Source organism: Vibrio ouci, assembly GCF_004551525.1.
Taxonomy (GTDB): Bacteria; Pseudomonadota; Gammaproteobacteria; order Enterobacterales; family Vibrionaceae; genus Vibrio; species Vibrio ouci.
Map to the genome: position 1 here is coordinate 41,143 of NZ_SATR01000024.1, position 18,734 is coordinate 59,876.

Genomic DNA, 18,734 nt, shown 5'->3' on the forward strand with positions numbered 1-18,734 from the left:
TTATTCTTGGATTACGACCATATCGTCACGGTGCAATACTTCATTGCCGTAGTCATAACCTAAAATTCCAATAATATCTTTACTGTGCTTGCCGACAATTTTTGCCATGTCTTGGCTTGAGTAACTGGCGATACCACGTGCAATCAACTTGCCTTGCGTATCGGTCACGCGTACAACGTCACCGCGAGCAAACTCTCCGCTCACTTTAGTTAGGCCTTTCGCAAGCAGACTACTGCCCTTGCCTACCACAGCGTTAACTGCGCCATCATCAATCACAATATCACCAGAAGCGGCTGGCCCAGCTAGAATCCAACGCTTACGGTTTTCTAATGCTTCTTCACACGGTAAGAAACGGGTGCCTTGTGGGTTATCACCAAGTGAATCAAACACCACATTTGGCGCGCTACCCGCTGCAATGATCACCTCGATACCTGCGCGACGTGCGATATCAGCCGCTTGCAACTTAGTTGCCATGCCGCCAGTGCCTAGCGTGGTACCACTACCACCGGCAATTTTGCGCAGCGTATCGTCAATGGTCTTAACTTCTTTAATCAGCTCTGCATTTGGGTCTTTGCGAGGATCTGCAGTAAATAAGCCTTTTTGGTCCGTTAGCAGCAGCAGTTTATCTGCACCACATAAAATACCAACCAAAGCCGACAGGTTATCGTTGTCGCCTACTTTGATTTCGCTCGTCGCCACCGCATCGTTTTCATTTACGACTGGAATGATGTCGTTTTCAACCAGCGCATTAATCGTATCGCGTGCATTGAGAAAACGTTCACGATCTTCCAAGTCGGCGCGTGTCAGCAACATTTGACCAATCTTCAGCCCATAAATCGCAAACAGAGATTCCCAAGTTTGAATTAACTGACTTTGACCTACCGCCGCTAAAAGCTGCTTACTTGCCATAGAGTTGGGCAGTGCGGGGTATCCTAGGTGTTCACGGCCGGCCGCAATTGCGCCAGACGAAACCATTACCACAGAGTGGCCTTGCTTTTTAAGTTCAGCACACTGGCGCACCAGCTCAACCATATGAGCTCGATCTAATGCCAACGTACCACCCGTTAAAACACTTGTACCTAGTTTAACCACGACAGTCTGAGACTGTACGGTATTTCCGCTTTCTTGATTCATTGCCTTTCTACTATGAAAAATATAAAAACCCTCACAACCTTGTTCTTAATTGATAAGTCACAAAGATTGATTAGACCTGATGTTTTAGCAATCAAATCGAAATTTCACAAGCAGAAAAGGCGCTAAAAAGCGCCTTTTTGGTCTATAGAGTCAAAAGCCAGAGAAATTTAGACGAATTCGACAGATTCCTTGTGAATCGCCAGTGGGATTTCAAACTCTTTCTCTAGAGTTTCAAGCAGCTTTTGATGAAACACTTCTTGGGTACGAGTGACATCTTGAATAGCCTTTTTGGGTAGGGCTTTGTCTTGCCACTCCCCTGTCACATCATATAAACCTGAGCGGTAGCGGGCTTCAAACGCCTCACCATTTTTCTCTAGCTCAAGCCACCAGCCCCAAAACTCTCTTTGCTCTGGTGATTTCTTATCATTGACGCAAACCGATAGGCAATCAAACAAATAAGAGCCTTCGGAACTTTGTGACTCGCGCAGATAAGGCCCAATAGCTCTCAGTGTTGTTAACAAGCGATAATGTGTCGGACTTTTTGTCTGTTCAGACATAATGAATCTCCATATTCATTTACTTATTGTTATTCGCGCATACTTCAGGACTAAACAGTCTGGGTAGCTCGTATACATAAGTGTTGTCTAAATTAGTTTAAATGTCATCTAATTAGCTCATCTTCTAACCACTTTATCGCTAAATCGAGGGATTGCTCATAACCTTGTGTAATTGTCTTAGCACTAATTTTCTTCGCTTTACCGTAGTCGCTATAAACGGCAACTAACTGGTTATCGCTGTAGGGTGACACAGGGTCATTTTCTAAACTCATTGCCAATATCGGCACGCGAGTTTTACGCCCAGCCAAAATGCCTTGAACCTTGAGTGACCAAGCCATCAGCTGCCCTGCGAGGCTATGAATATCAACCGCGGTTTTACCTATTCGAGATGCTAATACATCCAAATACATCTTAGGCATCTGCTTGAGTTTTTCCGGAGAAGAGAGCACATCATGAATTGGTGCACCGAGCGATACACAGGCCTTAATCTTATCTTGCTCTAGGAACGACAGTCGTACCATCGCATTGCCACCAAAGCGGAAACCGATCAAGCCAACTTTATGGTGATCGACATAAGGAATGTTGTAGAGCTCATTGAGTACCACCTGATGCAAACGCGAGGTATCTTCGGTCATATTCCAATGGGTGTTGTAACCAATAGAAGGCATATCAACCGTTAGCATTGCGATGTTCTTTTTCGCTAGGTGATCACGAAATAGCGCCCACAGATCGGTTTGTAAGCTGTCCAAGCCAGCACTGACCATCACAACTGGCTGAGGCTTTTCGGTACTGGTTAGGTGCAAATGAGCAACGATGGTTTTCTTTTGGTAAGGGATCTCAATACGTTTGACGATGTATTTGGTTTTATTGCTCGCTTCAGTGTAAGCATTGCTTGCTAGCACCTGCGCTTGCGCGGCTAAATTATCATTTTTTAGGTGTGGGTAACCGGCAATGCTAAAACATAGCGATGCGTTAAACATCTCATCTGCCGCATCTTCTCCCTTGAGTTCTGCTGCGCGCTTTTGATGCAACATACCCAATTTCGTCCACTCATACGTCCAGTTACCACTGTGATAACCCATCACGGTATCTAGCCACTGGTCATTAGTACGTGAATGCTTAGAGGCCGCTATCTTGGCAAGCACCGCTTCAATCTCAATTGGATCAAGCCCTTGCCATGACCACTGCATACGACGCAGATTGCGATACCATTTATAGCCATCCTCCTCTAGCTTACCATCGAGAAACGTTTGGCTACTCGGCATATAGCGGGTAAGCCCAGATGTTTCTTTTGCTTGTTTATGATTAGCAAACAAGGTTTCTGAGAGGTTCTTGCTGACTTCCTCTGACATGAGTTCGACCTAAATAAATAATGATTACTAAATAGTAATAAAAAAAATGACCCAAGAAAGGGTCATTTATCAAGAAATAGGTGGGAATTAAGCAAAGAGATTACTTTTGTTTACGATTGATTGGCTCAACGTACTGAATTGACATATCCCATGGTTGCTCAATCCAAGTGTCTTGTGCGATATCAACCACGTAGTCATCAAGTAGTTCAACACCTGCTGGCTTAGCACATACTGCGATCAGTTTTGCTTTCGGGTACATTTCGCGCAGTGTACGCGCAGTGTCACCACTGTCCACTAGGTCTTCAACGATTAGGAAACCTTCACCGTCACCTTCTGGTGCTTTCACTACCGTCATATCACGTTGGTGATCATGGTCGTAGCTAGAGATACAAATTGTATCAACGTGACGAATGCCTAGTTCACGCGCTAGGATTGCGCCAGGAACAAGACCGCCACGGCTCACAGCCCAAATACCTTTCCACTGCTCTGCTGGCATCTGTTTTTCTGCCAATTCACGACAAAGTGTGTGCATTTGGTCCCAAGTGATAATGAATTTCTTAGCCATTGTAATAACCTAATAATTTGAAAAATCTGCATCCCCGCAAAGCATCTGTAATGAAATGATCGCAATCGGCAAGTTTGGGGGAAAAGCTACGCAAACGTTTATTTTACCGAAAGTGCAGCATAATACCAATGCCATAAATAAAATGTTCAGCACGAATGAACAGCTCAATGATGGCTATGGACTAGATTTGATTCTCTAGACAAAAATAATCGCCATAGTAGCCATGACTACTATAGCGACGATAAATAAACTCTTTTCAAACAAAGAAAAGAAGTGACGTTCGTTGGTTAAGCCACTAAGTATTTGATAATAAATACTGCAGCTAAGACCCAAACACTCACTGAAACTTCGCGACCACGGCCACTTAGCAGTTTAATTGCCGCGTAAGAAATAAAGCCAAGAGCAATACCTTCCGCGATTGAGTATGTCAGAGGCATTAGCAGACATGTCACGACAACGGGTGCCGCTTCTGTCAAATCACGCCAGTCTACGCTAACAAGACCAGACATCATTAGAATCGCTACGTAGAAAAGTGCACCAGCTGTGGCGTACGCTGGAATCATACCCGCTAGCGGCGAGAAGAATAGCGCCAGAAGGAATAGCACACCAACAACGACTGCGGTTAAACCTGTACGACCACCAGCCGCAACACCCGCCGTTGATTCAACGTAAGAAGTGGTGCTTGAAGTACCTAGCATCGCACCTACAGAGGTTGCTGTTGAATCAGCAAGCAGCGCTTTGCTTAGGCGAGGAAGCTTACCGTCTTCTTTGATTAGGTCAGCTTTTGTTGCCACGCCAACGAGCGTGCCCGCTGTGTCAAATAGGTCAACAAATAAGAAAGCAAATACAACCGAGATCATACCGACTTCAAATACGTCTGCGATGTTCATCTGCATTAACGTTGGAGCAATGCTTGGTGGTGTCGACATCACACCGCCCCAGTGAACGTCACCCATAAGTAGGCCAATCGCAGTGATCACTAGGATTGCAATCATTACAGCGCCACGTACGCCACGGTATACCAGTGCAATCGTTAAGAAGAAACCAAGTGCGGCAAGCGCTTGTTGCAGACCGGTAATGTCACCAAGGCTAACCAAGGTCGCTGGGTTATCAACAACAATGCCTGAGTTTTGCAGACCGATAAACGCAAGGAAAAGACCAATACCTGCCGAGATACCGGTTCTTAAAGACATTGGGATCGAGTTAATGATCCATTCACGTACCTTAAATACGCTTAATGACATAAAGATAAGACCCGATACGAAAACGGCTCCCAGCGCGACTTGCCATGAATGTCCCATGCCAAGAACAACACCGTAAGTGAAGAACGCGTTCAGACCCATACCCGGTGCTAAAGCAATTGGGTAGTTAGCGACAAAGCCCATGATGAAACAGCCGATCGCTGCTGCAAGACAGGTAGCAACGAACACAGCACCTTTGTCCATACCTGCGTCAGCAAGCATAGCTGGGTTAACAAAGATGATGTAAGCCATCGTTAAGAAGGTAGTGATACCTGCGATGATCTCAGTTTTGACTGTCGTGCCATTTTCACTGAGCTTGAATAGTTTTTCGAACATAATCGAATCCTAAAAAGGTAAAAAGTAAACGGTTGCGTAATCGATTGGCGGGAATTATAAGGTCATCAAATAGTAAATTCCAGATAGAATTAAGACTCTAACTAATATTTCTAATTGTAAAAGGGAAATTCAATCGATTACATTGCAATTAAAAACGGCAAAAAACCTTATTAATCAATAATTAAATCAAAAGTTAACTTTTGAGAGGAAAAGGTGATTTTTTGTACCATGTTGCAAACTTACAACTGACGAAATGGCTAATATTCGGCGAGCAATATGAGTTTATGCGAATAAAATCGAGGCTAGATGAGCTAGCTAAGGAAAGCAGGAAGTTAGGATACGTAGATAGGTTATTTTTCAGATAAAAAAACGCCACTCAATTTGAGTGGCGGTTGAATCATGTCAGCAAGAATTAAGCTGCTGAAAAAAAATTCCAATAATAGGGGTGAACATACTACTGTTCGAGAGTCACAAACCCCGGTTTAGTAACCGAAGCTTGTTGGATACTTAAAGCTGCCAGTGTAAACAGAGCTGTTTAGCCAGAACGCTGCACTTGGTAAACCTTTCATAACTATCACCTTCTAAATCAATTAAAACAAATTACAAATATTGATTTCTCGGTTCCTTGGAGGCGACAAATCGGACTCATCCTTTGAGCATTTTCTCTTCGCTTTCGAAGTTGGTTACTAATATACCCCAAAGAAAATTAATTACAAGCATTTGCGTGATAACTATCACAAAAACTTCATAAATTGACTTCAACCAAATTTAAACTGTAATTTACTTACAGAAATATCAACCTAATAACGCGATTGGCAACAAAAGTTACGAACTTAGGTGCGTAAACGTTTTCGTGAAAAATACCTATTATGTGATTGCCCTTTTGCTTTCCATTTCGCTTTTACTACTACCCAAAGGCCTGTAGTGCTATGCTGTGGCCTCTATTTAATAGGTCAGATTTAGCTTTTTGTTCTGCCTACGCAACCGCGCCGCATAACAAAATCTGGCATTATTCTTTTTAAGGAGTCATCCGTGTCTGAATTCCATTCTGAAATCAGCAACTTATCACCTGCTCCACTATGGCAGTTTTTCGATAAGATCTGTTCTATCCCTCACCCTTCTAAGCATGAAGAAGCGCTAGCACAGTACATTGTGCAATGGGCTACTGAGCAAGGCCTACCAGTTCGCCGTGATCCAACAGGCAACGTTTTCATTAAAAAGCCAGCCACACCGGGTATGGAAAACAAAAAGGGTATAGTTCTACAAGCGCACATCGATATGGTGCCGCAAAAGAACGAAGACACGGATCATGACTTCACTAAAGATCCTATCCAGCCATACATTGATGGTGAGTGGGTTACCGCCAAAGGTACTACCCTAGGTGCTGACAACGGTATGGGTATGGCTTCTTGTCTAGCAGTACTAGCATCGACTGAGATCAAGCATGGTCCAATCGAAGTACTACTCACTATTGATGAAGAAGCAGGCATGACTGGCGCATTTGGTCTTGAAGCGGGTTGGTTAGAAGGCGATATCCTACTTAATACTGACTCTGAGCAAGAAGGCGAAGTCTACATGGGTTGTGCTGGCGGCATCGATGGCGAAATGACTTTTGACATCAAACGTGAAGCAATTCCTGCAGGTTATGTAACTCGTCAGCTAATCCTTAAAGGCCTAAAAGGCGGTCACTCTGGCTGTGATATTCACACTGGTCGTGGTAACGCAAACAAACTCGTTGCACGTTTCCTAGCGGGTCACGCGCAAGAGCTTGATCTTCGCCTAGTTGAATTCCGCGGTGGTAGCCTACGTAACGCAATTCCTCGCGAAGCGTTTGTAACGGTAGCGGTTCCTGCTGAAAACGAAGTTAAGCTTACAGAACTGTTTGAGTTCTACACTAACCTGCTGAAAACAGAGCTAGGTAAAGTAGAAACGGACATTGTTTCTTTCAATAAAGCAATCGAAACAGACGCACAGGTTCTAGTTGTTGCGGATCAGCAACGCTTTATTGCTGCGCTAAACGCATGTCCAAATGGCGTGATTCGTATGAGCGATGAAATCGAAGGCGTCGTAGAGACTTCTCTTAACGTTGGTGTTATCACAACGGAAGAGAACCAAATTCAAGTGCTATGTCTAGTTCGCTCACTGATTGACTCTGGTCGTCAGCAAGTAGAAGGCATGCTAGCTTCTGTTGCAGAGCTGGCGGGGGCACAGATTGAATTCTCTGGTGCTTACCCGGGTTGGAAGCCAGACGCGGATTCTGAAATCATGGCTATCTTCCGTGACATGTATGAAGGCATCTACGGCCACAAACCAAACATCATGGTAATTCACGCAGGTCTTGAGTGTGGTCTATTCAAAGAACCTTACCCGAACATGGATATGGTTTCTTTTGGCCCAACGATCAAGTTCCCTCACTCTCCAGATGAGAAAGTGAAGATCGATACCGTTGCTCTATTCTGGGATCAAATGGTAGCGCTGCTGGAAGCGATTCCAGAGAAAGCCTAACAAACACTAAAAAAGCCGAGCTACCACTAGCTCGGCTTTTTTATCCTCTAAATTCTCTTTATGCTTGAGTCGCTAAGTAATCTTCAAGCTCTTGAAGACTGGTTTCAGCGACTAACTCTCCGTCAATGAAGTAAGAGACCTTCTCGCCCTCTTTAACCCCAATAAGGGTAGCGCGCTCACCATTATCATAGGTGATATCCATTTGGATCGTGTTTGCATCCAAAGACTGCATGTGGCCACGCTCAATAGTACGATACTGGCTGATTGGAGCAATAGGAGCTTCTTTCAATGAATCATCCAGATCATCATTAATATCAATCATGGTCTCCGTCTTGGTATCAAAGATGTGTGGCTTACCATTCAGCGGGTTTTTACCCGTCCAAAACTCGAGTGAGTTGAAAATTAAATAATCCGCCGCCACGGTAATACCATAGACTGGCGCGAGTAACATGTTGAGGCCGCCCCTAGCATAACGGTTATCGACAGCTTCAACGTTAAACTTCATCAGCATTCCCGTGACGGCATTACTACCCACACAACCCGATAAGCTTATTGCAACTGTTGACAACGCCACTACTTTTGCTATTGTTGTTTTCATAAATCCCTCTAACTATTGACGATAATGTTCATCAACAACTTTAGCTCAGTTATTAAGTTGCATATGTTATGGGCATCAATAACCTCAGACTAATCCTAAGAATTGTGCTTACAGTCCCAAGTTTTGGACGCTTAATTTCTCATCAATGTCGATAAATTAAATTTGTCGTTATGGACATTTTATTTCGTTAGTCAGTAATCATTGTGACTGATACAGTCCGCCTCCTTGAAGCTTCTTGGGCTCATCACAAACGCCCTCTTCAAGCGATAACTCAAATTTAAATAAACATTTTAAGTTGTATCGGTGGACTGAGTTTATCCCTAACTGAGTCTGTAATTCTCTCTAATAAAATTTGTACTGCGATGAAAGAAAAACTATTAGTCGGTTGGCGAGAAACTCTTAGCCTGCCAGGTTTAGGTATTAATGAAATTAATGCAAAAATTGATACCGGAGCCAGGACGTCTTGTTTACACGCGTTCAAAGTAGAGAGCTTTAAGAAGGACGAAGCTCTATGGGTCCGCTTCTGGATTCACCCAAAACAACACGACACGGAATTCGAAAAAGTTTGTGAAGCTAAAGTAATTGATGAGCGCACAGTGCGCGACTCAGGTGGTCATGAAGAATCACGTTATGTGATCGAATCTGAACTGAGCATTGGCGGAAAAAGCTGGCCAATTGAAATTACTTTAACTAATCGCGAAAACATGGCTTTTCGCATGTTATTAGGTCGCACTGCAATGCACGATCGCATCATTGTCGACCCTGTTGAATCGTTTTTAGTCCCTTTCGAGGAAAGCAAATAATGAAAATTGGTATTCTGTCTCGCAACGCGAACCTGTACTCAACCAAGCGTCTAATTGAAGCGGCAGAAAGCCGTGGTCACGAAGTGAAAGTGATCGATGCGCTACGTTGTTACATGAATATCAACTCAGAGAAACCAGAGATCCACTTCAAAGGTGAAGAACTATCTGGCTTTGACGCGATTGTTCCTCGAATCGGTGCGTCTGTAACTTTCTACGGTACTGCGGTATTACGCCAGTTTGAAATGATGGGCGTTTACCCAGTTAATGAATCTGTTGCGATCACGCGTTCTCGTGACAAACTACGCTCAATGCAATTGCTATCACGCAAAGGTATCGGTATGCCAATCACAGGTTTTGCAAGCAAGCCTGATGATGTGAAAGACCTACTAGAAATGGTTGGCGGTGCTCCAGTAGTGATCAAACTACTTGAAGGTACTCAAGGTATCGGTGTGGTTCTTGCTGAAACTCGTAAAGCAGCAGAAAGCGTTGTTGAAGCTTTCATGGGCCTAAAAGCAAACATCATGGTGCAAGAGTACATCAAGGAAGCTGGCGGTGCAGATATTCGCTGCTTCGTACTGGGTGACAAAGTGATTGCAGCAATGAAGCGTCAAGGTGCTGAAGGCGAGTTCCGTTCAAACCTACACCGTGGCGGTAGTGCATCATTAATTAAGATCACTCCAGAAGAGCGCCGTACTGCGGTAGCGGCTGCGAAAATAATGGGTCTAAATGTGGCTGGGGTAGATCTACTAAGATCAGACCGTGGTCCATTGGTCATGGAAGTAAACTCATCTCCAGGTCTTGAAGGTATTGAGGCCGCAACTGGTAAAGACATTGCTGGAATGATTGTCGAATTTATTGAGAAGAATGCGGCAAGCAAAAGGACTAAAACTCGTGGCAAAGGCTAAAAAGAATAGCGCATTTGAATTTCTCGGCGAGTCCGTCTCACCGGGAGAACGTAAGGTTATTGAGTTAGAAGCCGCTAAGCTTTATACCCACTCACCTTTATCGATCCCTGTCGAGATCATCAATGGTAAGCAAGCAGGACCCGTTTTAATGGTCAACGCAGCTATCCATGGTGATGAACTCAACGGCGTTGAGATTGTACGCCAGTTGATCAACACCATTGATGCTAACAAGCTCAAGGGGACCGTGATTGCTGTGCCAATCGTCAACGTATTTGGCTTTATTCATAAATCGCGTTACCTACCGGATCGACGCGATCTAAACCGCTGCTTCCCAGGAAGTGAGAAAGGTTCATTGGCATCACGTATGGCCAATACTTTCTTCTCTCAGGTCGCTAAGCGCTGTGATTACATTCTGGACTTACACACGGGTGCAATTCACCGTACTAACCTGCCACAAATTCGTGCAGATTTAAGTAACCCAGAAACACTTCGTATTGCTCAGGCGTTCGCTACGCCAGTGATAGTCGATGCTCCACTACGTGATGGTTCTCTGCGTAGCGAGGCTGAACGCCTGGGCATTCCGGTTCTGACTTACGAAGCGGGTGAAGCATTACGCTTTGAGCCAATTTGTATCAGCGCAGGATTCATCGGTGTACAACGTGTAATGCAGGCGATTGGCATGCTGCGTTCAAGCCGTAAAAAGCTGCCAACACCAGTGATTGCCAAGTCCACTAGCTGGCTACGTGCAGAAAGTGATGGCATCTTGCGTACTGTTGTGACACTGGGTGAGAAAGTTGAAAAAGGCCAAGTATTGGCTTACATCAGCGCGCCACTTGGCCACAGTGAGATTGAATTGACAGCCCGCAAAGGTGGTATTGTTATCGGTCAACAGACTCTACCTTTGGTCAACGAAGGCGATGCAATCTTCCACTTAGCTTACTTTGAGCAAGATGATGAAGAAGTGGAACAAGTCGTAGAAGAGTTCATTGAAGAGGTCACAGACCTTGACGTTGATCCTTTAACAACTGGCCAAATCAACGCCCCTGCTCAGTAAACTGAAGCTGTTAAAAACAAAAAGCCCGTATATCACTATGCGGGCTTTTTATTATCTGTCGCTTTCCTGTTAGCTAAATTAGCTATTAACCAAATGAAGCCCAGATAACCGTCGCGACTAGAATCGGACAAACAAACTTCACGTAGGTAGGCCATAATTTACCAAACCAGCCTTGAGTAAACTCAGGACAGCCCTGCTCTAGCTCTTTTATCTTTGAATGACGGTTCCATACCCAACCACCAAATAGGCAGAACAACAGTGCTGCTGGCTGTAGGTACTGTGTCGCGACCATCGCCACCAATCCAAACAGCTCGCCAAAATTATAGACGATGACCACACTAAACAGGGCAATCAGACCGCCAAGTACCCAACTGGTTGGTGTACGTTTAGTATTGAAACGTTCGCTTACCAGAGCGACAGGACACTCCAACATTGAAATAGATGAAGTCAACGCAGCAATGGTCAGTAGCAAGAAGAATACTATCGCAAATAGCTGGCCTAATAGACCTAAGCTATCAAACATCAGCGGTAGTACCGTAAATACCAAGGTATCAGAGCTTAGCAGTGACCCATCTTCAGCATAAATCTGGACGCCTTTTTGCATTGCGACAAACATAGCTGGCATCACAACCAGTCCAGAAATAAACGCGACGGCGGTATCCACCAGCGTGACATTCATTGCCATCTTAGGCAGATTTTCTTTTTTGCTTAGGTAAGAGCCATAGATCAACATCGAACAGCCACCAATGGTAAGAGAAAAGAACCCTTGCCCCATTGCTGCTAGAATCAGCTTACGATCCATCACCTTTTCGAAGTCCGGAATTAGGTAATGCTTTAACCCTTCCATCGCGCCGCTCTGCGTCATGATGTAGATAAACAGCAGACCAAATAAGATGAACAGAGCCGGCATCAAGCGTGTCGACCACTTCTCAATCCCTTCTTTCACGCCACCTTGAACAATTAAGATCGTGAGAACATAGAATGTAATGGTGCCAAAAAGATTACGTTCAATACTGGAGCCTTTAAACCAAGCCGTTGCCGTCTCCATCCCCAAAACGTCAGTCACAGCACCGAGCAAGAAACAGATCAACCAACCACCGACAATACTGTAGAAAGCCAATACCGCACTTGGCACACTTAAACCTATCCAACCTACAGCAGCACCGACACGCTTACCGATAGAGTTAGCGGTCAGTGAGCGCATGCTATCAACTGGGTTAGCTTGGCCGTGGCGACCAATGGCCATTTCAACCACCAGCATAGGAAACGCAACCACAAGGATCATCACTAGATAAACCAGTAAAAAAGCGCCGCCACCATTACTTGCTGCTTGGGTAGGAAAACCCCAGATGTTGCCAAGACCAACCGCCGCCCCTGCAGCCGCGAGAATAAAACCAAGACGAGAGCCAAAATGCTCACGAGATTGAGAGGAATCTACCTGTGCCATACTTCTTAATTCGCACCAATGAACTAGTTGACTAGTACGGTAATGCAAAACACTATAACCAGCAATTTATTTAGCATCAACATAAGCACTAATACGAAAAACTTAGATATTTAATATAAACTTGAGCAAAAAATCAGCAGTTACCATCATAAAGAATGAACAACACACTGGTTTCGACCCAAATCCTTAGCTTGATAGAGGGCGGAATCTGCCACCAAGAAAATGTCTTGTAGTTCTTCCAACGGTTGTAGCGCGCAGTCTGCCACACCGCTAGACACTGTGATGCAATCAGCAATAGGTGAGTACTGATGAGAGATCTGCAACTCAACGATAGCAGCACGTAACCACTCGGCTTCCTGTTGATTTTCGATTTTGGCTTGCGAACTCAGCACCACACAAAACTCCTCGCCACCAAAGCGTGCGACAAATTTGTCACATTGCGTTTTAGCCTGCTCTAAACACAAAGCAACTTGCTGAAGAACATGATCGCCTTCGATATGACCGTAATGATCATTAAAAGGTTTAAAATAGTCGATATCAATTAACAGCAAGCTGATGTGGCGCTCTCCGCACTGTTCAACCAGTGCGTCCCAATATTGCTGTAAGCTGCGTCGGTTGCCTACTTTGGTCAAGGCATCATGTAACGCGAGCCACTCAAGTTCTTTCTGCTTAGCTTCTAACTGATTAAACACTTCATTAATTCGATAGACAAAGTCGCGCATTTCGTAAGAAATAAAGGAATCTTGCTCAGTCAATGTAGAGGCGTTACCGCTAATCAAACTATCGAGTGCGCTGCAGACACGCTTAACAGGCCTTACTATGATGTGCGCAAGGGCTAAATTAAACCCAAACATAAAGACCGCAAAGGCGAGTACCGCGGATAGCTCTCGCCAAGTAATAAAGTCAGGGATCTTGACTGAATGATGAATCTCGACAAATACCGTAGAATCATTTTGAAAATCCAGTTTCTCAATCACCGACACATTCTCAGTAAGAGTGTCAAAACTCTCAAATTCATCTTTGGTTTTGATCTCAACCGCTAAGCCCGTCGCTTGTCTTAAGGTACCGCTAAACTCCTGTCCAACGGGTTTAATCATCATCATAAACCCTTTATCACAATCGACTCCCTCGCTGTTGCACACTCTTGAGGTTGCCATTAAATGAGATTGACCATCCAATACTAAGAACTTTACCACTGAGGTCAGTTTGTCTGTCGGTGAGCGTAAACTGTCCGCCAGTAAAGCGCCAAACTTATAGCGAATGGGGGCATACGAGAGCTCTTTATGCTTAACGTAGTCATAGAGTCTTCCCCACACTAAAGAGACGTGAGGGTCAAAAATAAAGATGCCACTGACTTCAAGCGCTGAAAAGGTGTGGTCATTGAGGCTATCTTGCAGCAAATCATCATTTTCCCCTGCAATATAATCCGCAATCTCATCCCACGAAGCGTAATCCATTAGGTTTTTAGCGAGTTCGTTTTTTTGCAGTTTAAGCAAAGTTTTAACGCGGTGAACTTCTTCTTGCTGCTGATTGAATGCGCGCTCAACGGCTAAATCGTAGGTAAAAAAGTAGCGAAAGGTGAGATAGCAAATAACAAACGTAGCCGCCATAAAAATAGAAGCTAATACCGTTAACTGTTTGACAGAAAAGTTAGATATCTTCACACAACCCTTGGAGCACGATTAAAAAATGAGCCGGGATTAAACACAATCACACTGTAATTGTCTACAAAAAGAGCACCCTACTGGTGCTCTTTAAGTCTAGACTGCTATTTCAATCGAGTGCTGAAGTTTAGATGGTAAAGATTTGATAATCCTTCAACTCCGGTATCTTCTTATGCAGCTCTTGCTCTTGCTCTGCCATCTGGTCAAGAGAATCGCAGAAGGCTTCACTTTGCTCTTGCACTTCAACGGAGTGCGCTTGTAAACGCTCTGCAATTCGCTCTTTAAGCTCAGTCATTGATGAAGCCATCTCGGTTAGGTTTAAACCACCTTCTTCTTTCATCTTCTCAGACATGGCGTTGAATGCACTGGTAATAAACTCATCATTGAACAGTGTCTTGGCTTTCTCAAAATCTTCCGCCCAAGTATCACCAAACGAATCAAAGCTATCCGCTGGTAAAATTAAATCACCATCTTTGTAGTAACGCGCTTCAATATCGGCATAAAACTGCTGCATCGACTGTTTCACATCGTCAAAGGCACCTGGAGTATCGAAGCTCTCAGCGACATCATCAATAATGTCGTTTGCCAATGCCAAGCCGTCTTCAGCCATTTTCTTTGCTCTAGGCAGATAATCATTCAAGCTTTCTCGATAGGCTTCGATCGCTTGCTGTTGCTCGCTGTCTAGTTCGATGCGTTCACCGTGGATCATTAGATTGTTCTCACTATCGACAATCGCACTATCACCATTGGTTTGAAGAATCTCAATGCGCTGACCATCAAGGTGAATTTCATTCTTCAGATCAACCTTACATTGAGTCGCGTACACTTGGCTCGATAGTAAAATGGGTAATGTTAGTAATATCTTCTTCATTGTCATTCCACTCAATTCAATCATGACACCTTACCAGAAACGATTCCGTTAGTGGATCGCTTCAATTTCATAGCAATGGCTATATTGACCAACTTGGTATTCTACCTCGTCACCGGTTTGTTTAGCTTTTAATGCCTTACCAAGTGGCGAATCAAACGTGACCAGCATGATGCTCTGCTGCTCGATGTCCACTTTAAGTCCACCTGAGCATGGAGCGATAAAAAACCACTTTACCTGATCATCAGCGTCTATAAGTTCGACGACACAACCTAAGCCTATCTTGGTTGGTGATTCAGGTAACACTAAGTCTGACATCATCTGTATTTCTTGTTCACACTCTTGAACCCGCATTGCTTGCCCGTGCGCTAAATAAGAGGCTTCTAGTGCTAGGGTGTCATATTTATGCTCCGGGACCGTCTCTTCATCGGTTGCGGATTCAATCGCTCTTTGAGCCGAACTGATCGCTACGGCGTGCTTATGCTGTAAAAGCGACAAAATAGTTTGGCGCAGTTCCAACTTATTCATACTAAAATCGTGTTCCAATGTCCGGATTATCTTTAGAATACCTTGCTAGAGATGGCAAGAATAGCAAAAAGGCAGATATGAGCACTTCAAACCCCACAAGCAACGTACAAACGATATTGGAAACGACCTTCGGCTTTGACCAACTAAGAGAAGGTCAACAACATGTTATCGATACCGTGTTAGAGAATCGTTCTTGTGCTGCTATTTTTCCGACAGGTTCAGGTAAATCTCTCTGCTATCAGCTACCCGCACTGTGCTTACCCCACTTAACTATTGTTGTATCGCCGCTGCTGGCATTGATGAAGGATCAACTCGCATTCTTACACAGCAAAGGTATCGCCGCTGCCTCGATTGACTCAAGCCTTAGTCGCGAAGAGATCCAACAAGTGATGAATCAGATCCGCCAAGGAGAGATCAAGATCTTAATGATCTCTGTAGAACGACTCAAGAACGAACGCTTTCGCCAATTCATTAGTCAGATCCCACTCTCTTTGCTCGTTGTCGATGAGGCGCACTGTATTTCCGAGTGGGGACACAACTTTCGCCCTGACTATCTAAAGCTGCCGCAGTACTTGAAAGAGCTTAATATTCCTCAAGCCTTGTTGCTTACTGCCACGGCGACTCAATCGGTCATCGAAGATATGCAGCGCAAGTTTTCGATTGAGCCCGACGACATCATCATTACCGGCTTTTATCGCTCTAACTTAGATATCACCATTTCGCCATGTGAAGACGAAGACAAAAGTGAAGCGCTATTGGAACTGCTGCGCCCAGATCCAAAAGCACCAACCGTGGTCTACGTGACGCTGCAAAATACTGCAGAAACTGTCGCATCTATCCTGCGCAAAAGTGGCAATAATGCGCTGGCCTACCATGCAGGACTTGCTAGTGAGGATCGTGAAAAAATCCAAAATCAATTTATGTCAGGAGAAGTCGATTGCATTGTCGCGACCATCGCCTTTGGTATGGGGGTAGATAAGTCGGATATCCGCCGCGTTATTCACTTCGACTTGCCTAAATCGATTGAGAACTACGCACAAGAAATTGGCCGTGCAGGTCGAGATGGCAAACCCTCGAAGTGCATACTGCTCGCCAATCAAAGTGGCATTAGTACCTTAGAAAACTTCATCTATGGCGACACCCCTGAACCAACTGATATCCAAGCGGTACTTGAACAAGCGCTAAGTCACTCACCTCAATGGGAAGTGGTGCTTTCACGCCTCGCGACCGAAAGTAATGTTCGTCAGTTACCCCTCAAGACGCTACTTGTATATATAGAGATGGCTGGACTAATTCAGGCTAAGTACAGCTATTTTGCCGACTATCGATTTAAGTTTATTCAGGATAAGAATTTCATCATCAACCAGTTTGACCCTGCTAGGCGCGCCTTTGTCCAAGCGCTGTTTGACTGTTCAAGTCAGGCCAAGGTTTGGTGTCAGGTCGATTTTGATGCGCTATGGACTCACTTCCAAGGCGAAAGACAACGTGCCGTGGCAGCGCTCGATTACTTTAACGAGAAAGGCTGGATTGAGTTAGAAAGCAAATTGATGACGGAAGTCTATCAAGTAAATCCGCCAAGCCAGCCAATCGATGAATTGAATCATAATTTATGGCAACTGTTCTCGGATAAAGAAAACAGCGATATCGCTCGAATTCATAACCTACTGAGTTTCTTCGAATCATCTCAGTGCTTAAGCTATGAACTAGCGCATTATTTTGGTGATCATCAAGCGCCTAAGCAATGTGGTCACTGTAGTGTCTGTCGCGATCAAGTGGCGACATTACCGCGTGGGGATATCACTCCATTGTCTGACTACCCGCTAGAAAAATGGCTAAATGAACTGAATGATAAAGCAGGACATCAACTCTCTGTCGCACTGCAAGCTAAGTTTCTATGTGGAATCACCACCCCAAAATTCACTAAGCTTAAGGCTCGCTCTCTGGCTGGTTTTGGCAAACTCGAAGCTACACCTTTTGCTCAAGTTCGCCAATGGATTGAGCTCAATCGCTAGACTTAAAAAAAGCTCAACTGTTTGACTTGCTCTTCAGGCTTAAGCATGACGTTTAGGCCTAGTAAGCGAATTTCGCGTCCATTCTGCCGCTTTAGAATATCTCTTAGCAGTTGCTTGAAATAATCGAGATCAAGTTGCGGGTGGATATGTTCAATGGTCGTAAGTTGGAAGTCGGCAAACTTGAGCTTAATTCCTTGCTTAATGATCGCTTTTTCTGGCGAGGCTTTCTCTAAGCGTTTTTCTAGTTCGGGAAACAACTTATCTTCGATTGCCTGCCAACACTCATCATAGGTTGAGATGTTTTGGCTAAAGGTTCGTTCAACCCCAACTGACTTGCGCTCCCGTTCGACAACCACTTCACGATTATCCTCGCCATGACTTTTATTCCATAGCGATGCGCCTAAACGACCAAATTGACGCAATAGCTCACGATAATCACTATTCTTCACGTCGGCACACACAAAATACCCCGCTTGATGGAGCTTCTCTAAACTGACCTTGCCAACACCTGGTATTTTTTCTAATGGCAGTTGATCGACTTCTTGCTGCACCCGCTCGGGAGGTATGACATATTGTCCGTTAGGCTTGTTCATATCGGACGCAACCTTAGCAAGAAACTTTACCGGAGCAATACCTGCTGAGGCAGTAAGGTTGAGTTCTTGCCAAATATCATTGCGAATTGCTTCAGCAATCAACGTCGCCGATCCTTTGTACTGGGGACAATTGGTCACATCTAAATAGGCTTCATCCAGAGATAGCGGTTCAATCAAATTTGTGTAGCGGGCAAAGATCGCTCTGATCTGTTGAGATACCCGCCTGTAGACATCCATCCGACCGGGAACGACGAGTAACCTAGGGCATAACTGCAAGGCTTTAGAGGTTGCCATCGCACTGCGCACACCAAACTTTCTCGCTTCATAATTACAAGTACTGATCACGCCCCGTTGCTTTTCGTGACCTCCGACAGCAAGCGGACGATTCCTATATGAGGGATTGTCACGCATTTCCACTGCTGCATAAAAGCAATCCATATCTACATGTATGATTTTTCTCACTTTGTCATTAGACATTTACGACTACTAGGCATTCAAAAGGAAACTGTATATAAAAACAGTATACTTAATATATACACTATATCAAAGTCAGGACTTGATTAAATTTGACA

At 44.5% G+C, this 18,734-nt stretch carries 17 protein-coding genes; 5 read left to right on the forward strand and 12 right to left on the reverse strand.

Annotated features, from left to right (window positions below; genetic code table 11):
• The 6 genes from proB to vcdP form a co-directional block, all read right to left on the reverse strand.
• Nucleotides 1-1,134, reverse strand: a complete 1,134-nt coding sequence (gene proB, locus ELS82_RS15630) for a glutamate 5-kinase (protein WP_004417343.1) — start codon at nt 1,132-1,134, stop codon at nt 1-3.
• A 167-nt stretch (nt 1,135-1,301) separates the two neighbouring features.
• Entirely contained in the window at nt 1,302-1,691 is a 390-nt protein-coding gene (gene crl, locus ELS82_RS15635; RefSeq protein ID WP_004417345.1) for a sigma factor-binding protein Crl, read from the reverse strand.
• A 104-nt stretch (nt 1,692-1,795) separates the two neighbouring features.
• Nucleotides 1,796-3,043 (reverse strand): esterase FrsA, encoded by a 1,248-nt coding sequence (frsA, locus tag ELS82_RS15640; RefSeq protein ID WP_134836300.1) that lies wholly within the window; start codon nt 3,041-3,043, stop codon nt 1,796-1,798.
• A gap of 100 nt (nt 3,044-3,143) precedes the next feature.
• Nucleotides 3,144-3,608: a xanthine phosphoribosyltransferase gene (gene gpt, locus ELS82_RS15645; protein ID WP_134836301.1), complete on the reverse strand. Its 465-nt coding sequence runs from the start codon at nt 3,606-3,608 to the stop codon at nt 3,144-3,146.
• 287 nt (nt 3,609-3,895) lie between these two features.
• The gene (locus ELS82_RS15650; protein ID WP_134836302.1) at nt 3,896-5,185 is read right to left on the reverse strand and encodes an NCS2 family permease; all 1,290 of its coding nucleotides are present in this window, start codon (nt 5,183-5,185) and stop codon (nt 3,896-3,898) included.
• A gap of 482 nt (nt 5,186-5,667) precedes the next feature.
• Nucleotides 5,668-5,754 carry a small protein VcdP gene (gene vcdP, locus ELS82_RS27925; RefSeq protein ID WP_502266703.1) on the reverse strand — a complete coding sequence of 29 codons (87 nt, stop codon included), beginning with the start codon at nt 5,752-5,754 and terminating at the stop codon, nt 5,668-5,670.
• A gap of 463 nt (nt 5,755-6,217) precedes the next feature.
• Between vcdP and ELS82_RS15655 the strand changes: the two genes are divergently transcribed.
• A complete protein-coding gene (locus ELS82_RS15655) occupies nt 6,218-7,690 on the forward strand; it encodes an aminoacyl-histidine dipeptidase (RefSeq protein WP_134836303.1) in 1,473 nt (490 codons plus the stop codon).
• 58 nt (nt 7,691-7,748) lie between these two features.
• On the opposite strand, the gene ELS82_RS15660 is transcribed toward ELS82_RS15655, so the two are convergent.
• Entirely contained in the window at nt 7,749-8,288 is a 540-nt protein-coding gene (locus ELS82_RS15660) for a DUF3332 family protein (protein WP_134836304.1), read from the reverse strand.
• Between the two features lie 362 nt (nt 8,289-8,650).
• Here ELS82_RS15660 and ELS82_RS15665 point away from each other — a divergent pair, with 362 nt between their 5' ends.
• From ELS82_RS15665 to ELS82_RS15675, 3 genes are read left to right on the forward strand one after another with little or no spacing between them, the layout of a single operon-like run.
• Nucleotides 8,651-9,091 carry an ATP-dependent zinc protease family protein gene (locus tag ELS82_RS15665; RefSeq protein WP_134836305.1) on the forward strand — a complete coding sequence of 147 codons (441 nt, stop codon included), beginning with the start codon at nt 8,651-8,653 and terminating at the stop codon, nt 9,089-9,091.
• A complete protein-coding gene (gene rimK, locus ELS82_RS15670) occupies nt 9,091-9,996 on the forward strand; it encodes a 30S ribosomal protein S6--L-glutamate ligase (RefSeq protein ID WP_004415299.1) in 906 nt (301 codons plus the stop codon). Before ELS82_RS15665 ends, rimK begins: the two co-directional genes overlap by 1 nt.
• Nucleotides 9,956-11,050, forward strand: a complete 1,095-nt coding sequence (locus ELS82_RS15675) for a succinylglutamate desuccinylase/aspartoacylase family protein (RefSeq protein ID WP_053440080.1) — start codon at nt 9,956-9,958, stop codon at nt 11,048-11,050. Before rimK ends, ELS82_RS15675 begins: the two co-directional genes overlap by 41 nt.
• A gap of 85 nt (nt 11,051-11,135) precedes the next feature.
• Here the strand turns inward: ELS82_RS15675 and ELS82_RS15680 are convergent, their stop codons facing one another.
• The 4 genes from ELS82_RS15680 to ELS82_RS15695 all read right to left on the reverse strand — a co-directional run bounded on the left by ELS82_RS15680 (nt 11,136) and on the right by ELS82_RS15695 (nt 15,557).
• A complete protein-coding gene (locus ELS82_RS15680) occupies nt 11,136-12,497 on the reverse strand; it encodes a sodium-dependent transporter (RefSeq protein ID WP_134836306.1) in 1,362 nt (453 codons plus the stop codon).
• A 146-nt stretch (nt 12,498-12,643) separates the two neighbouring features.
• Entirely contained in the window at nt 12,644-14,161 is a 1,518-nt protein-coding gene (locus tag ELS82_RS15685) for a sensor domain-containing diguanylate cyclase (RefSeq protein ID WP_134836307.1), read from the reverse strand.
• Nucleotides 14,162-14,288: 127 nt separating this feature from the next.
• On the reverse strand, nt 14,289-15,032 hold the full coding sequence (locus ELS82_RS15690) for a YggN family protein (protein WP_134836308.1): 744 nt from the start codon (nt 15,030-15,032) through the stop codon (nt 14,289-14,291).
• Between the two features lie 48 nt (nt 15,033-15,080).
• Nucleotides 15,081-15,557: a GreA/GreB family elongation factor gene (locus tag ELS82_RS15695; RefSeq protein WP_134836309.1), complete on the reverse strand. Its 477-nt coding sequence runs from the start codon at nt 15,555-15,557 to the stop codon at nt 15,081-15,083.
• Nucleotides 15,558-15,634: 77 nt separating this feature from the next.
• Here ELS82_RS15695 and ELS82_RS15700 point away from each other — a divergent pair, with 77 nt between their 5' ends.
• Nucleotides 15,635-17,569 (forward strand): RecQ family ATP-dependent DNA helicase, encoded by a 1,935-nt coding sequence (locus tag ELS82_RS15700; RefSeq protein WP_134836326.1) that lies wholly within the window; start codon nt 15,635-15,637, stop codon nt 17,567-17,569.
• 2 nt (nt 17,570-17,571) lie between these two features.
• Here ELS82_RS15700 and dinB read toward each other — a convergent pair whose 3' ends face one another.
• Complete coding sequence (dinB, locus tag ELS82_RS15705; RefSeq protein WP_134836310.1) at nt 17,572-18,639, reverse strand: DNA polymerase IV; 1,068 nt, start codon at nt 18,637-18,639, stop codon at nt 17,572-17,574.
• Nucleotides 18,640-18,734: the final 95 nt, after the last annotated feature.

Coding starts and splice junctions, on each gene's coding strand:
- proB (WP_004417343.1), bottom strand. CDS start 1,134: ATGAATCAAGAAAGCGGAAATACCGTACAGTCTCAGACTGTCGTGGTT.
- crl (WP_004417345.1), bottom strand. CDS start 1,691: ATGTCTGAACAGACAAAAAGTCCGACACATTATCGCTTGTTAACAACA.
- frsA (WP_134836300.1), bottom strand. CDS start 3,043: ATGTCAGAGGAAGTCAGCAAGAACCTCTCAGAAACCTTGTTTGCTAAT.
- gpt (WP_134836301.1), bottom strand. CDS start 3,608: ATGGCTAAGAAATTCATTATCACTTGGGACCAAATGCACACACTTTGT.
- ELS82_RS15650 (WP_134836302.1), bottom strand. CDS start 5,185: ATGTTCGAAAAACTATTCAAGCTCAGTGAAAATGGCACGACAGTCAAA.
- vcdP (WP_502266703.1), bottom strand. CDS start 5,754: ATGAAAGGTTTACCAAGTGCAGCGTTCTGGCTAAACAGCTCTGTTTAC.
- ELS82_RS15660 (WP_134836304.1), bottom strand. CDS start 8,288: ATGAAAACAACAATAGCAAAAGTAGTGGCGTTGTCAACAGTTGCAATA.
- ELS82_RS15665 (WP_134836305.1), top strand. CDS start 8,651: ATGAAAGAAAAACTATTAGTCGGTTGGCGAGAAACTCTTAGCCTGCCA.
- rimK (WP_004415299.1), top strand. CDS start 9,091: ATGAAAATTGGTATTCTGTCTCGCAACGCGAACCTGTACTCAACCAAG.
- ELS82_RS15675 (WP_053440080.1), top strand. CDS start 9,956: ATGCGGCAAGCAAAAGGACTAAAACTCGTGGCAAAGGCTAAAAAGAAT.
- ELS82_RS15680 (WP_134836306.1), bottom strand. CDS start 12,497: ATGGCACAGGTAGATTCCTCTCAATCTCGTGAGCATTTTGGCTCTCGT.
- ELS82_RS15690 (WP_134836308.1), bottom strand. CDS start 15,032: ATGAAGAAGATATTACTAACATTACCCATTTTACTATCGAGCCAAGTG.
- ELS82_RS15695 (WP_134836309.1), bottom strand. CDS start 15,557: ATGAATAAGTTGGAACTGCGCCAAACTATTTTGTCGCTTTTACAGCAT.
- ELS82_RS15700 (WP_134836326.1), top strand. CDS start 15,635: ATGAGCACTTCAAACCCCACAAGCAACGTACAAACGATATTGGAAACG.
- dinB (WP_134836310.1), bottom strand. CDS start 18,639: ATGTCTAATGACAAAGTGAGAAAAATCATACATGTAGATATGGATTGC.